The following is a 14,132-nucleotide window of genomic DNA, read 5'->3' on the forward strand; positions in this document are numbered from 1 at the left end:
GGTGCGATCAGTACATCCGCAGCAACTGCGCGTGGCGGGTCTCCCCGACCTCGAGGACGTTCGCCTCGTCGATGAACCCTTCCTCGATCGCGAGTTCGACCGCGCGGGTGCCGACGATGTTGGCGATGTCGGCCCGCGCGAGGCTGTCGATCACGGCGCTTTCCTCGACCTCGTCGCCGCCGTAGAACTCCTCGTTGACGGTCAACGAGACCGCGTCGGTTTCGAACGTCTCGCCGAGCACGTCGCTGTCGCAGACGGCGACCAGCAGCCCCTCTTCGGTCTGTCGTTCGTTGACGATCATTTACTCCAACTGCCAGTCCTCGTCGTCGCGGTCGGACGCGCGACCGGGATCGGTGATGGTCACGTCCGCGTCCTCGGGTTCGCCCTGCTGGAACGCGGACTCGCGGCCCGCGCCGGCGCCGCCCGGCGCCTCGCCGAACATCTCCTCGCGTTCCTCCATGACCCGCTGTTCGGCGCGCTCGCGCATCTCGTTTGCTTCGTCGGCGATCTCCTCGGCCTCGTCGTACTCGCCCAGCTCCTCGAGGATGTGAGCCTTCTCCTCTAACACCTGCGCGTTGCGCATTCCCAGCCGGATCGCGTTGTCGATGCAGTGCAGCGCCTCTTCGGACAGCCCGCGCTCCGAGAGGAAGAACGCGCGGTTGAACCAGCCCTCGGCGAACCGCTCGTCGATCTCGACCGCGCGCTCAGCGTGCTCTAAGGCCTGGGCGGTCTCGCCGAACTCCCAGAGCGCGTACGCGAGGTTGGTTTCGGCGGTCGCGGCGTGCTCGCTCGAGTCGTCGATCCGCAGGGCTTCGCGGTGGGCGCCGATGGCCTCGTCCCACTCCTCGAGTTCGGCGTGGGCGACGCCCTTGTTCACCCAGGCCTCCTGCTCGACGCGGTCGTCCTCGGCGAAGTGAGCGGTCCGCTCGAAGGCTTCGGTGGCCTGCTCGTAGCGGTTGATCTGCATGTAGTTCAGGCCGACGTCGAGCAGCTCCTGGGCGTCGACCTCGTCGCTCGCGACGTTGTGCTTGTCGAGCGTGTCGGTGACGACGCGGGAGTCGACCGGGTCGACCTTCGAGGGGTCGACGTCCAGTTCCGGCGGGTCGAGATCGAACTCGTCGTAGGGGTCGTCGAAGCCCTCCCCTTCGGAGAACTCGTGCCGATCGTCGTCGGCCTCGCGGTCAGTCATTAGCCGAATTTGGCGTCGCGGGCTGTTAAGGGCTGCGACCTGGGTACCGCCGGCGAGCCCGACGTTCGTCTCGGTGGCGGTGTCGACAGCGGTCGATCGACCAGCACCAGCGGGACCGCCACCGTTGAGTACCGCGCCCACGACTGCTCGCGTATGCGACTGTTCGTCAGCGTCGACCTTCCCGACGAACTCGCGGAGTCAGTTGCCGACCTGCAAGCGGAGTTCGCCGACGCCGGCGGGCTGAACGTCACCGACCCCGAGCAGGCCCACATCACGCTGAAATTCCTCGGCGACGTCGAGGAGCGTCGCCTCCCCGACCTCAAGCAGGAACTCGCGGCCGCCGTCGAGGACGCCGGCGTCGAGCCCTTCGAGGCGCGGTTCGGCGGCCTGGGCGTGTTCCCCAGCCTCGAGTACATCAGCGTCGTCTGGTTCGGCACCGAGACGGGCGGCGAGGAACTCGCGCGGCTCCACGAGGCCGTCGAGGACCGCACGACCGCGATGGGGTTCGAGCCGGAGGACCACGACTTCACGCCCCACGTCACGCTCGCGCGGATGGAACACGCCGCCGGGAAGGAACTGGTCCAGGAACTCGTGCAGGAACGCGACCCGACCATCGGCGAGATGCGCGTCGACGAGGTACGGCTAACCGAGAGCACGCTGACCGACGACGGGCCGGTCTACTCGACGGTCGAATCGTTCCCGCTCGAGTGAGGATACCGCTTCGATCGGCAACTGTCGGCCGTTGGCCGTCAGTAGCCACGCCCCGGAACGGTCGCGTCGCGCCCGAGGAGCACGTACAGGACGAGACCGAGCAGCGGCGCGAAGAAGACGACGACCGCCCAGAGAAACGCCGGGTGGGTGCTGTTGCGCTGTGCGTCCGAGTACGTCCAGACGACCATCCCGAGGTAGACGGCCATCAGAACGGCGAAGATCAGGAAGGCGAACGCGCCGAATCCGGCTGCGATGATGATGGAGGGCATAGCCGAGCAGACGAACCCCTATATCAAATATTTTTCCTCTTTATTTGTCACGTGTGTCGGCCGAACGCCTCGACGCCGTAGGCCTGCGTGGGGTACCCGGCCTCGAGTCGGCTGTGACGACGGTCCGACAACATGCACCGTTCACTGTCGGCGACTCTCCGGACGACGATACCGTCAGGCGCGGAACGAATGGCTATGATGGGTCCGATCGGTGTAGGGCGGCGTAGCAACGATGGCACGAGGAGACCGGCAAGCCGACGGGGCCGAGGACGAGACTGACCCTGACGGCAGGGTCGTCAGCCGGCGCGAACTGCTCGCCTCGGTCGGTGGCGCGGGAGCGGCCTCCGCGGCCGCGCCGCGGACGACGCGTGCCACCGCAGACGCGTCGCGCGTCCGCGTTCGCGTCTATCCCGGCCCCGTCCCGTTGCACGGCTGGGCCCACGCCGGCGTCGCCGGCATGCACCGCGACTGGCCGCTCCCGTTCCGCGACGGGTTCGACGCGATCGAGACGGCGCTCGAGCGCGTCCGCGAGTACGCGTCCCAACACTCGCGACTCGAGGGGCTCGAGGTCGACGTCGAACGCGGCTCGCCAGTGCGGTACCCGCTCTCGGCGGCCGATAGTCCGGGCGAATTCGTCGCCCCGTCGCTGTCGACGGTCCTCGAGACGTTTCGCGAGCAGTTAGCCCGGCGGGACGTGCTCGCGGAACTGACGACGCACGTGCTGTTTTGCTGGTCGCCGTTCAACTACCGCGTGGGGTACGGCGGAACGCTGTCGCCGAACGCGGCGATCGGCTCGAGCGGTGACGATGGGACCGACGAGACCGCCGAGACCGCCGATTCCGACACGGCGCGAACGCCCGTCGACGGCGCGCTGGCCGTCGTAAACCTCGGCGCGACCGAAATCTGGGACTCGAGGGCGGTGACGCGAAACATGGCGATCCACGAGACGCTGCACACGTTTCTCACGCCCGAGGTCGCCGCGGCGGTCAACGACTCGCCGTGCGACCACGACCTGGGTGTCGCCGTCCAGTCCGAGGTCGACGACGGCCGCCGGTTGCAGATTACGCCGATGGCAACGTCCTACGCCGGCCCGGACCGCATCCGCGTCGCCGACGGCGCCGCTCGCTTTGCCGGCCGCGGCTGTGCGAACCACGACGCGTTCTCCCGCCACGACGGCTACGAGAACGTCGACCGCTGGGAGTACACCGCGACGCCGACCGACGCAACTCTCGAGGCGGCGACGCGCTACCTCGAGCGGACGCTTTCGCAGTGAGTCGCCCCTCGAGCGCCCGATCCGGGGCGACAGCCGGGTTGAGACGGACGGTCGAATCCAATGGACAAGATTTTAAGCCAGCATGGGCTACGTCCGGCCACTATGGGTAAGAAATCGAAGGGCAAGAAAAAGCGACTTGCCAAACTCGAGAACCAGAACAGCCGCGTTCCGGCCTGGGTCATGATGAAGACCGACATGGAAGTCCAGCGGAACCCGAAGCGACGCAACTGGCGACGCAGCGACACTGACGAGTAACGATGAGCGCAAGTGATTTCGAGGAACGCGTCGTTACCGTTCCGCTGCGAGACGTCAAGAAGGGAGCCAACCACGAGGCCGCGGACCTCGCGATGCGACTCGTCCGCGAACACCTCGCGAAACACTTCGCGGTCGACGAGGACGCCATCCGCCTGGACCCCTCGATCAACGAGACGGTCTGGGAGAACGGGCGCTCCAACCCGCCGCGAAAGCTCCGCGTCCGCGCGGCCCGCTTCGAGGAGGACGGCGAGGCCGTCGTCGAGGCCGAGGTCGCCGACTAAACTTGCAACGTCTCGCCTTCGCCGGGTCGGCGTACGTCGGCGTCTTCGCCCGCGCGACCGACTCGTGCGTGCTCGTTCGCCAGGACGTCGACGACGACGTCGTCGCCGACCTGTCCGACGAACTCGAGGTGCCCGCCATCGAGACGACCGTCGGCGGTTCTTCGACGGTCGGCGCGTTAGCCACGGGTAACGAGAACGGCCTGTTGGTCAGTTCTCGCGTCCTCGAGTACGAGCGCGAGCGCCTCGAGGAGGCCGTCGACGTGCCGATCGCGGAGCTGCCGGGCAACGTCAACGCGGCCGGCAACGTCGTGTTGGCCAACGACTACGGCGCCTACGTCCACCCCGACCTGACACGGGAGGCGATCCAGATCATCGAGGATACCCTCGAGGTGCCCGTCGAACGGGGCGATCTCGCAGGGGTCCGGACGGTCGGCACCGCCGCGGTCGCGACCAACACCGGGGTGCTCTGTCACCCGAAGGCGACCGACGAGGAACTCGACTTCCTCGAGGAGGCCCTGGACGTCCGGGCCGACGTCGGCACCGTCAACTACGGCGCGCCGCTGGTCGGCTCCGGGCTGATCGCGAACGAGGCCGGCTACGTCGTCGGCGAGGACACGACCGGCCCGGAACTGGGCCGGATCGAGGACGCGCTGGGCTACATCGACTGACTCCGGCGCGGTGCAAGTCGCGAGTTCCCCTTCTCGGACCGCTCACAACTGAACTACCGGCAGCTACATTTACTCGAGAGCGAGTACGCTCTGTATGGGTTGGCAGGATCTCGTCTTTATGGCTGGTAGTCTCCTCACAGTCGCATTTCTCGTCCCTGCGCTGCGAGACGTCACGACGCGAATTCCGCTCGTGACGAGCGTGCCGAAAGCGGCGCTGGGTGCCGTCTACGCAGTGACCTTTGCCACGCTCGGCATGGACCTCGCCGCGGTCGGCCTCGTCGCGACCGGTGTAGCGTGGTCGCTGCTTGCGGCGTACCGATCGCCACGGGCGGCGATTCGGACGCCCTCGCGTGGCACCACGCAGTCCGCCACGGTGACCGGGACGAACGACCCTACCGACGCTGCGGCGCAACTGCACCGTCTCGAGGAATGAGCTGCGGTGTGCGGTCGGCGATTACGGGATATCGGTCACTGCTTCTCGAACTGGTGTAACACGACCTCGCTGTCGTCGTCCCACTCGAAATCGTCGTGGACCCGCTCGAGCATTCGTCGGTAAGTCTCGAGGTCGTCCATCCCCTCCGCCCGTGCGTCTTCGTCGGTCAGATCGCCCAGCGTGCGTTCGGTGACCGTCGTCACTTCGAACGTCTCGTCGTCGATGGTGAACGTGTCGCCCTCGTCGGCGTACTGGTGGCCGCGGTGGATCTGCGTCACCTCGCCCTCGAGGGCCTGTTGGCGCATTCGGTCGTTGGGTAACAGGTCGTCGGGGTCGATCTCTCCCATAGGATGCCCTTGGGCACCGCGACCGAAATTAGTTGGTGCTCGAGTCGCCGTCGCGCCCGTCGCGAACCCGCTCGAGGCGGCAGCCTCCCCCGCCGTTCGCGCAGGAACCGCCTTGGTTGCGAGCCCGAAGGGGGCTGTCGGCCGAAAGCTACCCCCGTTTATAGAAGGGAAGATTCTTCCGACTGCCCGCCGGAGTGGGACCCATGAGTCAGTTTACGGTCACCGGCCGGTTCCAGACTCGCGACGGCTTCGCCGAGTTCGAAACGACCATCGAGGCGGAAAACGAGAACGTCGCTCGCGAGCACGCCTACGCGGAGCTCGGGAGCCAGCACAACCTCAAGCGCACCCAGATCGAGCTCGAGGACGTCGTCGAGAGCGAGGAGGTGACGGCGTAATGGGTCAGCAGCAACTCCAGCAGCTCTCGCAGGAACTGCAGGAAATCCAGGAACAGATCGAAGCGCTGCAGGCGAACGTCGAGGAACTGCAGCAGGAGAAGACCGAGATCGACGAGGCCGTCGAGGCCCTCGAGACCCTCGAGACGGGCTCGACCGTGCAGGTGCCGCTGGGCGGCGGCGCGTACCTTCGCGCGACGATCGAGGACATTGACGAGGCGATCGTCGACCTCGGCGCCGACTACGCCGCGGAGTTCGAGCAGGACGACGCCGTCGACGCCCTCGAGAACAAGAAGGACACCGTCGACGACCGCATCGACGAGGTCAACGAGGAGATCGCCGAACTCGAGAGCGAGAGCGAGCAGCTCGAGCAGCAGGCCCAGCAGCTCCAGCAGCAGGCGATGCAACAGCAGATGCAGCAGATGGGCCAGGGCCAGCAGCCCGACGACGAGTAACGTCGGCACCACGTTCCTACCATGTTCGACAACCTGAAGGAGAAGCTCGGGAGCTTCCGGAAAGACGCCGAAGAGGCCGCCGAGGAGAACGTCGAGGAGGTCGAGGACGAGGAGGACCTCGAGGACGTCGACGAGGCGGCCGTCGAGGCGGAGGCCGAGGCTGCCGACGCCGAGGAAGCCGGCGCAGCCGAGCCGGAAGCCCCAGATACCACTCCCGGCGACGACGCGGCCGAGGTCGCCGAGACGGAGGCCGACGGAGACCTCGAGGCCGAGGCGGCCGCGCCCGACTCGGGAGAGGCGGCGGCGAACGCCGATGCGTCGAGTGCGGCGGTCGAACCCGAACCCGAATCCGCCGACACCGAGGCCGAACTCGAGTCCGAACCTGAACCTGAACCCGAACCCGAACCGGAGACCGAGTCCGGTTCCGGTTCCGGTTCCGGGCTGGACCTCGAGGGAATGATTCGGGACGACGAGCCCGAGGAGTCCGCCGGGCCGGCGGACGCCGCCGAACCCGACGCGGAGGCCGACGCTGCCGCGGAGACCGAGGCCGCGGAGGCCGTCGAGGACGACGATACCGACACCGACGACGAGGCCGAGTCGAACGGCTCCACCGGATTCGGCCGCAAGGCCAAGTCGCTCGTCAAGGGGAAGTTCGTCATCGAGGAGGAGGACCTCGAGGACCCGCTCCACGAACTCGAGTTGGCCCTGCTCTCGAGCGACGTGGAGATGGGCGTCGTCGACGAGATCCTCGACAACCTGCGCGACGAACTGATCGGCGAGACGCGGGCGTTTACCACGTCGACCGGCGACGTGATCGAGGAGGCCCTGCGCGACGCCATCTACGACGTGATCAGCGTCGGGCAGTTCGACTTTAACGAGCGCATCGCCATCGAGGACAAGCCCGTCGTCATCGTCTTCACCGGCGTCAACGGCGTCGGGAAGACCACCTCGATCGCCAAGATGAGCCGCTACCTCGAGGAGCGCGGCTACTCGACGGTGATGGCCAACGGCGACACCTACCGCGCCGGCGCCAACGAGCAGATCCAGGAGCACGCCGACGCCCTGGACACGAAGTGCATCAGCCACGAGCAGGGCGGCGATCCCGCCGCCGTGCTGTACGACGCCGTCGAGTACGCCGAGGCCAACGACATCGACGTCGTGCTCGGCGACACCGCCGGCCGCCTGCACACCGACGAGGGGCTGATGGACCAGCTCGCGAAGATCGACCGCGTCGTCGACCCCGACATGACGCTGTTCGTCGACGAGGCGGTCGCCGGCCAGGACGCCGTCAACCGCGCCCGCGAGTTCAACGAGGCCGCCGAGATCGACGGCGCCGTGCTGACGAAGGCCGACGCCGACTCCAACGGCGGCGCGGCGATCTCGGTCGCCCACGTCACCGGGAAGCCGATCCTCTTCCTCGGCGTCGGGCAGGGCTACGACCACCTCGAACGGTTCGATCCCGACGAGATGGTCGATCGGCTACTCGAGGACGAAGACGAGGAGTAGACGGCAACGCCGCCGATCACCCTCGGTCGCAATTTGTGGCTATCGGTTCTGCTATCCGGTTTCGACTGCAGTTTCGTCGCGTCAGTGCTCGAGCGGTGCGGCGACTTCCAACCGCTTCGACGACCGAATCTCGACGGCGATCCTCGGCGAGACGGCGACCGCTCGAGTGCGCACGACTGCCGGATTATATTTCCGGTAGTTGGCGCGGTTTCTGTCGGATCGGCTCGGACGGTGGCAGCTACCGGCCTGTGGACGGGGATTTCCCGATTCGGCGGCGTATCGGTGCGAACGTATGAGGCAATATTTACTGGTTGGGGCGACCCACGACATGATTCGCCGAGTTGCGGGAGCGTATACGTGTCGGGTTCTAGTACCCGCTAAACAATGGTCCTTGAAGGTAGCGTCCGCGAACCACTGACCACGATTTCTCTCGGTACTGGTTCGCGATACGGCAGTCACGGAACTGCGAGGTGGGTCGCATGAACACCGTCGAAGAACACAAGCAAGAAAAACATCCGCTGGACGTCATCGAGGACGTCTACGACTACGCGGAGGGGGACCTCTCCGACGAGGAGATCGAGGAACGCGCCGGCGGCGGCGAGTGGGAGCGGCTCAAGTGGGCCGGGATGTACTCCCAGAAGCAGGACGACTACTTCATGATCCGGACCAAGGTCCCGGGCGGCTACCTCACGCCCGAGCAGGCCGAGGTCATCGGGGAATGCGCCACCGACTACGCCACCGCGCCCGAGGAGTACGGCGGCGAGGAACAGAACGAGCTCTGGGGCGACGCCTTCCTCGACATCACGACCCGGCAGGACATCCAAAAGCACTGGGTCGAGGTCTCGGACGTCCCCGAAATGTGGGAACGCTACGACGAGGTCGGCCTGACGACCGTCCAGGGTTGTGGCGACTCCGCTCGTAACGTGCTGGGCTGTCCCGCCGCCGGGCTCGACGACCACGAGTGTTTCAACGCCCAGCCGGTCATCGACGCCGTTTCGGACTACTTCACCGAAAACCGCGAGTACGCCAACCTGCCGCGGAAGTTCAAGATCACGATCACGGGCTGTGCGCACGACTGCGCTCAGTCCCAGATCAATGACGTCGGGATGACCCCGGCGAAAAAAGAGATCGACGGCGAGTACTACTACGGCTTCCACGTCCGCGTCGGCGGCGGCCTCTCCGACGGCCCGCGGATGGCCTCCGATCTCGATGTCTTCGTCCCACCGGAGGACGCCGTCGAGTTCTGCCGCGCCGTCGCCCAGACGTTCAAGGAACTGGGCGACCGCAACAACCGCGGCGTCTGCCGAATGCGCTACCTCGTCGAGCAGATGGGCGCGGACAAGTTCGAGGAAGCGATCCGCGACCGCTGTACCGTCGACCTGCCCACCAGCGGCGAGGACCTGACCGTCGGCTACCGCGGCGACCACGTCGGCGTCCACGACCAGAAACAGGACGGCCTGAAGTACGTCGGCTTCAACGTCATCGCCGGCCGCATGGGCGGCGACGAGTTCGCCGAGGCCGCCCGCGCCGCCAAGAAGTACGGCACCGAGGACACCTCGATTCGCCTGGCCACCGACCAGAACTTCCTCATCACCCACATCCCCGAGGAGAACGTCGACGACCTCCTCGCGGAGCCGTTCGCTCAGGAGTACAGTCCCGATCCGGGGCCGTTCTCGCGGGGCGCAGTCGGCTGTACGGGTACCGAGTTCTGTAACTACGCCATCATCGAGACCAAGAAGCGCACCAAGCGCTGGGCCCGCGAACTCGACGAGCGCATCGACACGCCCGACGACCTCGAGGTCGTCCGGATGCACATGTCGGGCTGCTCGGCCTCCTGCGCCCAGCCCCAGATCGCCGATATCGGCTTCCGCGGCGAGACCGTCAAGCTCGAGGACGAGAACAGTCCCAATGAGGAAGGTGACAACCTCGTCGAGGGGATGGACTTCGGGATCGGCGGTGCGCTCGGCGCCGACAACGAGTTCTTAGACTGGATCGAGCGCGCGGTGCCCGCCGAGGGCGTGATCCCGGCGCTCGAGCAGCTGTTCGACGCCTACAACGAAGACCGCAACGACGGCGAGCGCTTCTACGAGTGGGCCCGTCGCGTCGACAACGAGCGACTTCGGACGCTCATGACCGACGCCGACGCGCCGGTCGCACGAGGTGTTGCCCATGGAGACTGACGGAAACGACGGACGCGATGCAGAGGACCGGGGACAGGAGCGTACGTTCCCCAGCGTCCCCGAATCCGAAGCCCGCGACGACGACGCCGTCATCGTCCCCGACGCCGGCAACGCCGCGCCGCGCTCCCGAGACGGGACGGAACACGCTCGAGAGGGCGCCATTGCGACGGACGGCGGGCACGGACACGAGCACGCAGACGGCGACAGTTGTTCGCCGAATACGTGCACCTGCGGGGAGAAGACCGCCGACACCTCGAGCGCCGGGACCGACGCGACCGACAAACCCGTCGCCACCGACGGGGCGGGCGTCGCCAACGTCGACGAGGAGGGCAACCTCGGGGACCTCGAGTTCACCGAGCCCGCCGAAAACGTCAGCCAGGACGTCTACGACGACGCGCCGGACACGCGCGTCGGCGTCCCCGACGGCGTCGACCTCGATACCCCCGAATACTCCATTCGGTCGGAGATGAACGACATCGAGACGCCGGACGAGAAGACCTGGTTCATGGAACTGGACGAGGCCGTCATCGACGAGGGCCGCTGTATCCAGTGCGGGACCTGCGTCGCGGCCTGTCCCTCGGACTCGATCGGCGTCGGCGATGACGACCTGCCCAAGCTGGTCAAGATGTGTACCGGCTGTTCGCTCTGCTGGGACTTCTGTCCCCGCGGCGGCCTCCGGTACGAGCGCCAGTGGAAGATCACCGGCGGCGAGGACAACGTCAAGGGCGCCGGCGACCCGATCACGGAGTTCTCCGCGAAGGTCGACGACGACTGGACCGATCAGGCCCAGGACGGCGGCGTCGTCACCGGCATCCTCGCGACGCTGCTCGAGGAGGGCGAGATCGACGGCGCCCTCATCGCGACCGAGAGCGAGGAGGAGGCCTGGAAGGCCGAGAGCTTCCTCGCGACCACGAAGGAGGAACTCATCGAGAACGCCGGCACGGTCTACAACCAGACGCTCGCGCTGGGCAACCTCGACTTAGAGCAGTGGGAGGACAAGCTCCCGGACAAGGACTGGGACGACCTCTCGCTGGCGCTCGTGGGCACGCCCTGCGAGATCGAGGGCATCCGCGCCCTGCAGGACTTCGAGTGGGACTACCAGGCCCAGAACCAGGGTATCCGCGCGGTCGACTACACGATCGCGCTGATGTGCACGAAGAACTTCAACTACTACAGCCTCATGGGCGAGATGGTTCAGGAGCAGCGCGGCATCGACCCCGAGGACATCGGCAAGATGGACGTCCTCCACGGGAAGATGATGATCTACGGCCACGACGGCGAGATGATCTTGGAGGAGGACATCGAGAACTTCCACGACGCCGCCTTGAAGGGCTGCGACGAGTGTGCCGACTTCACCGGCTTCTGCGCCGACGTCACCGTCGGCTCCGTCGGCTCGAGCGACGAGTACTCGAGCGTCATCATCCGCACCGAGCAGGGGATGAAGGCCTGGGAGCTGACCGAGCCGACCCTCGACTACCACGACTTGGAGGATCGCTCGGCGATCGGCAAGCTCCAGGGCTGGGACAAGAAGAAGGCCTTCGAGAGCCTCGAGCGTCCCTTCGACTCCGACGCGCCGCGCTTTATCGACTACACGGACCACGCCGAGAACTACGGGACGGCGCTGAACCCGCACGACCAGGGGCACTGAGGTCGGATCGCGGCGCGGAAATTTGGACGGAAGATCGCGCATCGTTCCGTCTCTCGCGGTTCCTTCTTCGATCGTCGTTCAAAGAGATCGGTGACGACCGAGAGAGCCAACCGGATCGAATCGACGCGTCGCGTCGGGAGTCGCTAGCCCTTAGTCGGTCGTCCCCGTAGGTGCGGGCATGACTCGAGGCATCGCGGAGTTCGATCCGATACGGGAACTGGTCCCCGAGTGGGCGGCGATCGTCGTCGCGCTCCTGACGCAGTTGGGCGACGTCTGGTTCCTGACGCTGCTCGTCGGCGGGTTCTACCTGTACCGGACGGACGACCGCGAGGAGGGGGCCGTCCTCGTGGGCCTGCTGCTGGCGGGATTCGGGATTCTCCTCGCGCTGAAATACGCCTTCGCGCTCCCTCGGCCGGACCGGACGCTCGTGCAACTCGAGACGCTGCCGGCGGTGGTCCGGCCGCTGTACGAGGCGACCGGGACGGCCGACGGCTACGGGTTTCCGAGCGGCCACGCGTTCATGACGACGGTGGTCTACGTCAGCCTCGCCGGACGACTCTCGATCGGGACGGCTCGCCAGCGACTGCTCGGTGCAGCGACCGTCATCGCCGTGGTCTGTCTCTCGCGGGTCGCGCTCGGGGTCCACTACCTCGTCGACGTCGCTGCCGGAGCGGCCGGCGGGTTGCTGCTGGTGCTCGCCGCGGAGTGGTTGCTCGACCGGTACGCAGCCGATCGCGGGACGGCAGCGTTCGCGCTGGCCGTTCTCGCGAGCGCGAGTGCCGCCCTCATAGCCAGCGACGATCCGGACGCCGTCCTGTTACTCGGCGCGTCGCTGGGCGCGTTCGGCGGCTGGCAACTCGTTCGGCTCGGCGAACGGCTCCCGGAACGCGACCGCGACCGCCGCTCTCGCTCGCGGACCGATCGCCGACCTGCGATCAGAATCGGACTCGCGATCGGCGCGTTCGCACCGCTGGCGGGTGCGCTCGTCTACTTCGGACTCGTCTCGATGCCCGTGCCCGCAGCCAGCGGCGCGCTCGGGTTCGGTCTCGCAGCGGTCCTTGCGGCTCCCGTCCTGCACACACTGCGATCCCGCCCCAGCGGCATTTGAATATTCGTCCGATCCGCCTCCTCAGCCCGTCTCGGTGATTTCGCCGTCGATCTCGGCGTCGCCGGCGACAGTTACCGCGCTGCCGGTGACGTTCCCGTCGATTTCCGCGTCTCCCGCAACGGCGACGGTTCCGTCCGCCTCGAGGTTCCCGTCGATCTCGGCACCGTTGCTGAGGATCACGCCGCCGCCGGCCTCGACGTTGCCGTCGATCGCAGCCCCCGGATCGAGCCGGACGTCGTCGCCGGCCTCGAGGTTCCCGTCGAGTTCGGCGTCGTCCTCGAGGGCCACCTGATAGCCGGCCTCGACGTCGTCGTCGACGGAGGCATCGGACTCGAGGACGACGGAGCCGCCGGTCTCGATGCCGTCATCCCGCTCGTCGTCGGCCGAGACGATGACGAGATCGTCGGTCGATCCGCCGGTCGTGTCGTCCTCGTCGCCCTCGGTCCCGTTCGCGTCCGTTTGCGCGTCGACGTCCGACTCCCCGACCGCCGTCTCCGACTCGGTCCCGTCGCCGAAGCGCTCGTACTCGCCGTCGTCGGCACCTCCTTCCCGCCAGTGGGCGCCGGCGTCGGACTGCAAGCCGGTACAGCCGGCGAGGCCGACCGCAGCTCCGCTCGCGGCCCAGAGTAGTCGGCGTCGAGAGCACCGCGGTCCTCGAGATCGGGACATCGTACGGGGATCGGACACCGACGGGACGGAAAGGCGTTGTGCGCCTTTGCAGCGGCTGAGACAGCGAAACGAGGAGACAGTGCGGCGACGAGGAGTCGGCGCGCTTATCAGCGACCGATCGAAACGCCCGCTATGGAATCGCGATCGCGCATCCGAGTCGCGACGCCCGACGACGCCGCGGCCGTCCGCGACATCTACGCGCCGTTTTGCGAATCGACGGCCGTCACCTTCGAGGAGACGCCGCCGACGGCGGCCGAGGTGGCCGAGCGGATCGAATCGACGCTCGAGGAGTACCCGTGGCTTGTCTGCGAGATCGACGGCGAGGTCGCCGGCTACGCCTACGCCCACCGACTGCGCGAGCGCCGCGCCTACGACTGGGTCGTCGAACTCTCGATCTACGTCGCCGAAGACGCCCGGCAGTCGGGCGTCGGCCGTGCGCTGTACGAGTCGCTGTTCGCGGTGCTCGAGCGCCAGGGGATCCGCGACGCCTACGCCGTGACGACGCTGCCGAACCCCGAAACGGTCGGCTTCCACGAGAAGATGGGCTTCGAGCGCGTCGGCGACTTTCCCGCGGTGGGGTACACGGAGGACGAGTGGCGGGACGTCGCCTGGTGGCGCCGCTCGATCGGCGAAAAGGGGGACGCTCCGGATCGCCCGCGATCGTTCGCCGCGCTGCAGGACGATCACGACGTGGACGTCGAATCGCTCGTCGCAGCGGGTGACGAACGGCTCGAGCAGTAAGGAGCGC

18 protein-coding genes are annotated in these 14,132 nt (G+C 67.1%); 13 read left to right on the forward strand and 5 right to left on the reverse strand.

What is annotated here, in order from left to right; translation table 11 throughout:
* Window positions 1-7: 7 nt before the first annotated feature.
* Together HALXA_RS02970 and HALXA_RS02975 are read right to left on the reverse strand one after the other, a co-directional pair.
* Complete coding sequence (locus HALXA_RS02970) at window positions 8-301, reverse strand: DUF424 domain-containing protein (RefSeq protein ID WP_013878820.1); 294 nt, start codon at window positions 299-301, stop codon at window positions 8-10.
* Complete coding sequence (locus tag HALXA_RS02975; protein WP_013878821.1) at window positions 302-1,189, reverse strand: tetratricopeptide repeat protein; 888 nt, start codon at window positions 1,187-1,189, stop codon at window positions 302-304. It lies immediately after the preceding gene.
* A 153-nt stretch (window positions 1,190-1,342) separates the two neighbouring features.
* Here HALXA_RS02975 and thpR point away from each other — a divergent pair, with 153 nt between their 5' ends.
* Entirely contained in the window at window positions 1,343-1,900 is a 558-nt protein-coding gene (gene thpR, locus HALXA_RS02980) for an RNA 2',3'-cyclic phosphodiesterase (protein WP_013878822.1), read from the forward strand.
* A gap of 38 nt (window positions 1,901-1,938) precedes the next feature.
* Here thpR and HALXA_RS02985 read toward each other — a convergent pair whose 3' ends face one another.
* Window positions 1,939-2,169 carry a PLDc N-terminal domain-containing protein gene (locus HALXA_RS02985; RefSeq protein ID WP_013878823.1) on the reverse strand — a complete coding sequence of 77 codons (231 nt, stop codon included), beginning with the start codon at window positions 2,167-2,169 and terminating at the stop codon, window positions 1,939-1,941.
* Window positions 2,170-2,401: 232 nt separating this feature from the next.
* On the opposite strand from HALXA_RS02985, the gene HALXA_RS02990 reads away from it, so the two are divergent.
* The 5 genes from HALXA_RS02990 (at window position 2,402) to HALXA_RS03010 (ending at window position 5,079) form a co-directional block, all read left to right on the forward strand.
* The gene (locus HALXA_RS02990; RefSeq protein WP_013878824.1) at window positions 2,402-3,442 is read left to right on the forward strand and encodes a hypothetical protein; all 1,041 of its coding nucleotides are present in this window, start codon (window positions 2,402-2,404) and stop codon (window positions 3,440-3,442) included.
* A gap of 102 nt (window positions 3,443-3,544) precedes the next feature.
* A complete protein-coding gene (locus HALXA_RS02995) occupies window positions 3,545-3,697 on the forward strand; it encodes a 50S ribosomal protein L39e (protein ID WP_007141389.1) in 153 nt (50 codons plus the stop codon).
* Window positions 3,698-3,699: 2 nt separating this feature from the next.
* Complete coding sequence (locus HALXA_RS03000) at window positions 3,700-3,978, forward strand: 50S ribosomal protein L31e (protein ID WP_013878825.1); 279 nt, start codon at window positions 3,700-3,702, stop codon at window positions 3,976-3,978.
* Between the two features lie 2 nt (window positions 3,979-3,980).
* A complete protein-coding gene (locus HALXA_RS03005; protein WP_013878826.1) occupies window positions 3,981-4,646 on the forward strand; it encodes a translation initiation factor IF-6 in 666 nt (221 codons plus the stop codon).
* Between the two features lie 94 nt (window positions 4,647-4,740).
* The gene (locus HALXA_RS03010; protein WP_013878827.1) at window positions 4,741-5,079 is read left to right on the forward strand and encodes a hypothetical protein; all 339 of its coding nucleotides are present in this window, start codon (window positions 4,741-4,743) and stop codon (window positions 5,077-5,079) included.
* A gap of 35 nt (window positions 5,080-5,114) precedes the next feature.
* On the opposite strand, the gene HALXA_RS03015 is transcribed toward HALXA_RS03010, so the two are convergent.
* The gene (locus HALXA_RS03015) at window positions 5,115-5,426 is read right to left on the reverse strand and encodes a hypothetical protein (protein ID WP_013878828.1); all 312 of its coding nucleotides are present in this window, start codon (window positions 5,424-5,426) and stop codon (window positions 5,115-5,117) included.
* A 203-nt stretch (window positions 5,427-5,629) separates the two neighbouring features.
* On the opposite strand from HALXA_RS03015, the gene rpl18a reads away from it, so the two are divergent.
* From rpl18a to HALXA_RS03045, 6 genes are all read left to right on the forward strand, one after another.
* The gene (gene rpl18a, locus HALXA_RS03020; protein WP_013878829.1) at window positions 5,630-5,821 is read left to right on the forward strand and encodes a 50S ribosomal protein L18Ae; all 192 of its coding nucleotides are present in this window, start codon (window positions 5,630-5,632) and stop codon (window positions 5,819-5,821) included.
* On the forward strand, window positions 5,821-6,273 hold the full coding sequence (pfdA, locus tag HALXA_RS03025) for a prefoldin subunit alpha (RefSeq protein ID WP_013878830.1): 453 nt from the start codon (window positions 5,821-5,823) through the stop codon (window positions 6,271-6,273). Before rpl18a ends, pfdA begins: the two co-directional genes overlap by 1 nt.
* Before the next feature lie 21 nt (window positions 6,274-6,294).
* Window positions 6,295-7,779, forward strand: a complete 1,485-nt coding sequence (ftsY, locus tag HALXA_RS03030) for a signal recognition particle-docking protein FtsY (protein WP_013878831.1) — start codon at window positions 6,295-6,297, stop codon at window positions 7,777-7,779.
* 479 nt (window positions 7,780-8,258) lie between these two features.
* Complete coding sequence (locus tag HALXA_RS03035) at window positions 8,259-9,959, forward strand: nitrite/sulfite reductase (protein WP_013878832.1); 1,701 nt, start codon at window positions 8,259-8,261, stop codon at window positions 9,957-9,959.
* A complete protein-coding gene (locus HALXA_RS03040; RefSeq protein WP_013878833.1) occupies window positions 9,949-11,607 on the forward strand; it encodes a Coenzyme F420 hydrogenase/dehydrogenase, beta subunit C-terminal domain in 1,659 nt (552 codons plus the stop codon). The genes HALXA_RS03035 and HALXA_RS03040 overlap by 11 nt, the downstream gene beginning before the upstream one ends.
* 178 nt (window positions 11,608-11,785) lie before the next feature.
* A complete protein-coding gene (locus HALXA_RS03045) occupies window positions 11,786-12,715 on the forward strand; it encodes a phosphatase PAP2 family protein (protein ID WP_013878834.1) in 930 nt (309 codons plus the stop codon).
* Window positions 12,716-12,736: 21 nt separating this feature from the next.
* Here HALXA_RS03045 and HALXA_RS03050 read toward each other — a convergent pair whose 3' ends face one another.
* Window positions 12,737-13,384: a polymer-forming cytoskeletal protein gene (locus tag HALXA_RS03050; RefSeq protein ID WP_013878835.1), complete on the reverse strand. Its 648-nt coding sequence runs from the start codon at window positions 13,382-13,384 to the stop codon at window positions 12,737-12,739.
* 132 nt (window positions 13,385-13,516) lie between these two features.
* Between HALXA_RS03050 and HALXA_RS03055 the strand changes: the two genes are divergently transcribed.
* Window positions 13,517-14,125 carry a GNAT family N-acetyltransferase gene (locus HALXA_RS03055; protein ID WP_013878836.1) on the forward strand — a complete coding sequence of 203 codons (609 nt, stop codon included), beginning with the start codon at window positions 13,517-13,519 and terminating at the stop codon, window positions 14,123-14,125.
* The last annotated feature ends 7 nt before the right edge of the window (window positions 14,126-14,132 follow it).

This window comes from Halopiger xanaduensis SH-6 (genome assembly GCF_000217715.1).
GTDB lineage: Archaea > Halobacteriota > Halobacteria > Halobacteriales > Natrialbaceae > Halopiger > Halopiger xanaduensis.

What these genes read in the sequence shown, in the direction of transcription:
- HALXA_RS02970 (WP_013878820.1), bottom strand. Translation starts at nt 301, where the DNA reads ATGATCGTCAACGAACGACAGACCGAAGAGGGGCTGCTGGTCGCCGTC.
- HALXA_RS02975 (WP_013878821.1), bottom strand. Translation starts at nt 1,189, where the DNA reads ATGACTGACCGCGAGGCCGACGACGATCGGCACGAGTTCTCCGAAGGG.
- thpR (WP_013878822.1), top strand. Translation starts at nt 1,343, where the DNA reads ATGCGACTGTTCGTCAGCGTCGACCTTCCCGACGAACTCGCGGAGTCA.
- HALXA_RS02985 (WP_013878823.1), bottom strand. Translation starts at nt 2,169, where the DNA reads ATGCCCTCCATCATCATCGCAGCCGGATTCGGCGCGTTCGCCTTCCTG.
- HALXA_RS02990 (WP_013878824.1), top strand. Translation starts at nt 2,402, where the DNA reads ATGGCACGAGGAGACCGGCAAGCCGACGGGGCCGAGGACGAGACTGAC.
- HALXA_RS02995 (WP_007141389.1), top strand. Translation starts at nt 3,545, where the DNA reads ATGGGTAAGAAATCGAAGGGCAAGAAAAAGCGACTTGCCAAACTCGAG.
- HALXA_RS03000 (WP_013878825.1), top strand. Translation starts at nt 3,700, where the DNA reads ATGAGCGCAAGTGATTTCGAGGAACGCGTCGTTACCGTTCCGCTGCGA.
- HALXA_RS03010 (WP_013878827.1), top strand. Translation starts at nt 4,741, where the DNA reads ATGGGTTGGCAGGATCTCGTCTTTATGGCTGGTAGTCTCCTCACAGTC.
- HALXA_RS03015 (WP_013878828.1), bottom strand. Translation starts at nt 5,426, where the DNA reads ATGGGAGAGATCGACCCCGACGACCTGTTACCCAACGACCGAATGCGC.
- rpl18a (WP_013878829.1), top strand. Translation starts at nt 5,630, where the DNA reads ATGAGTCAGTTTACGGTCACCGGCCGGTTCCAGACTCGCGACGGCTTC.
- pfdA (WP_013878830.1), top strand. Translation starts at nt 5,821, where the DNA reads ATGGGTCAGCAGCAACTCCAGCAGCTCTCGCAGGAACTGCAGGAAATC.
- ftsY (WP_013878831.1), top strand. Translation starts at nt 6,295, where the DNA reads ATGTTCGACAACCTGAAGGAGAAGCTCGGGAGCTTCCGGAAAGACGCC.
- HALXA_RS03035 (WP_013878832.1), top strand. Translation starts at nt 8,259, where the DNA reads ATGAACACCGTCGAAGAACACAAGCAAGAAAAACATCCGCTGGACGTC.
- HALXA_RS03040 (WP_013878833.1), top strand. Translation starts at nt 9,949, where the DNA reads ATGGAGACTGACGGAAACGACGGACGCGATGCAGAGGACCGGGGACAG.
- HALXA_RS03045 (WP_013878834.1), top strand. Translation starts at nt 11,786, where the DNA reads ATGACTCGAGGCATCGCGGAGTTCGATCCGATACGGGAACTGGTCCCC.
- HALXA_RS03050 (WP_013878835.1), bottom strand. Translation starts at nt 13,384, where the DNA reads ATGTCCCGATCTCGAGGACCGCGGTGCTCTCGACGCCGACTACTCTGG.
- HALXA_RS03055 (WP_013878836.1), top strand. Translation starts at nt 13,517, where the DNA reads ATGGAATCGCGATCGCGCATCCGAGTCGCGACGCCCGACGACGCCGCG.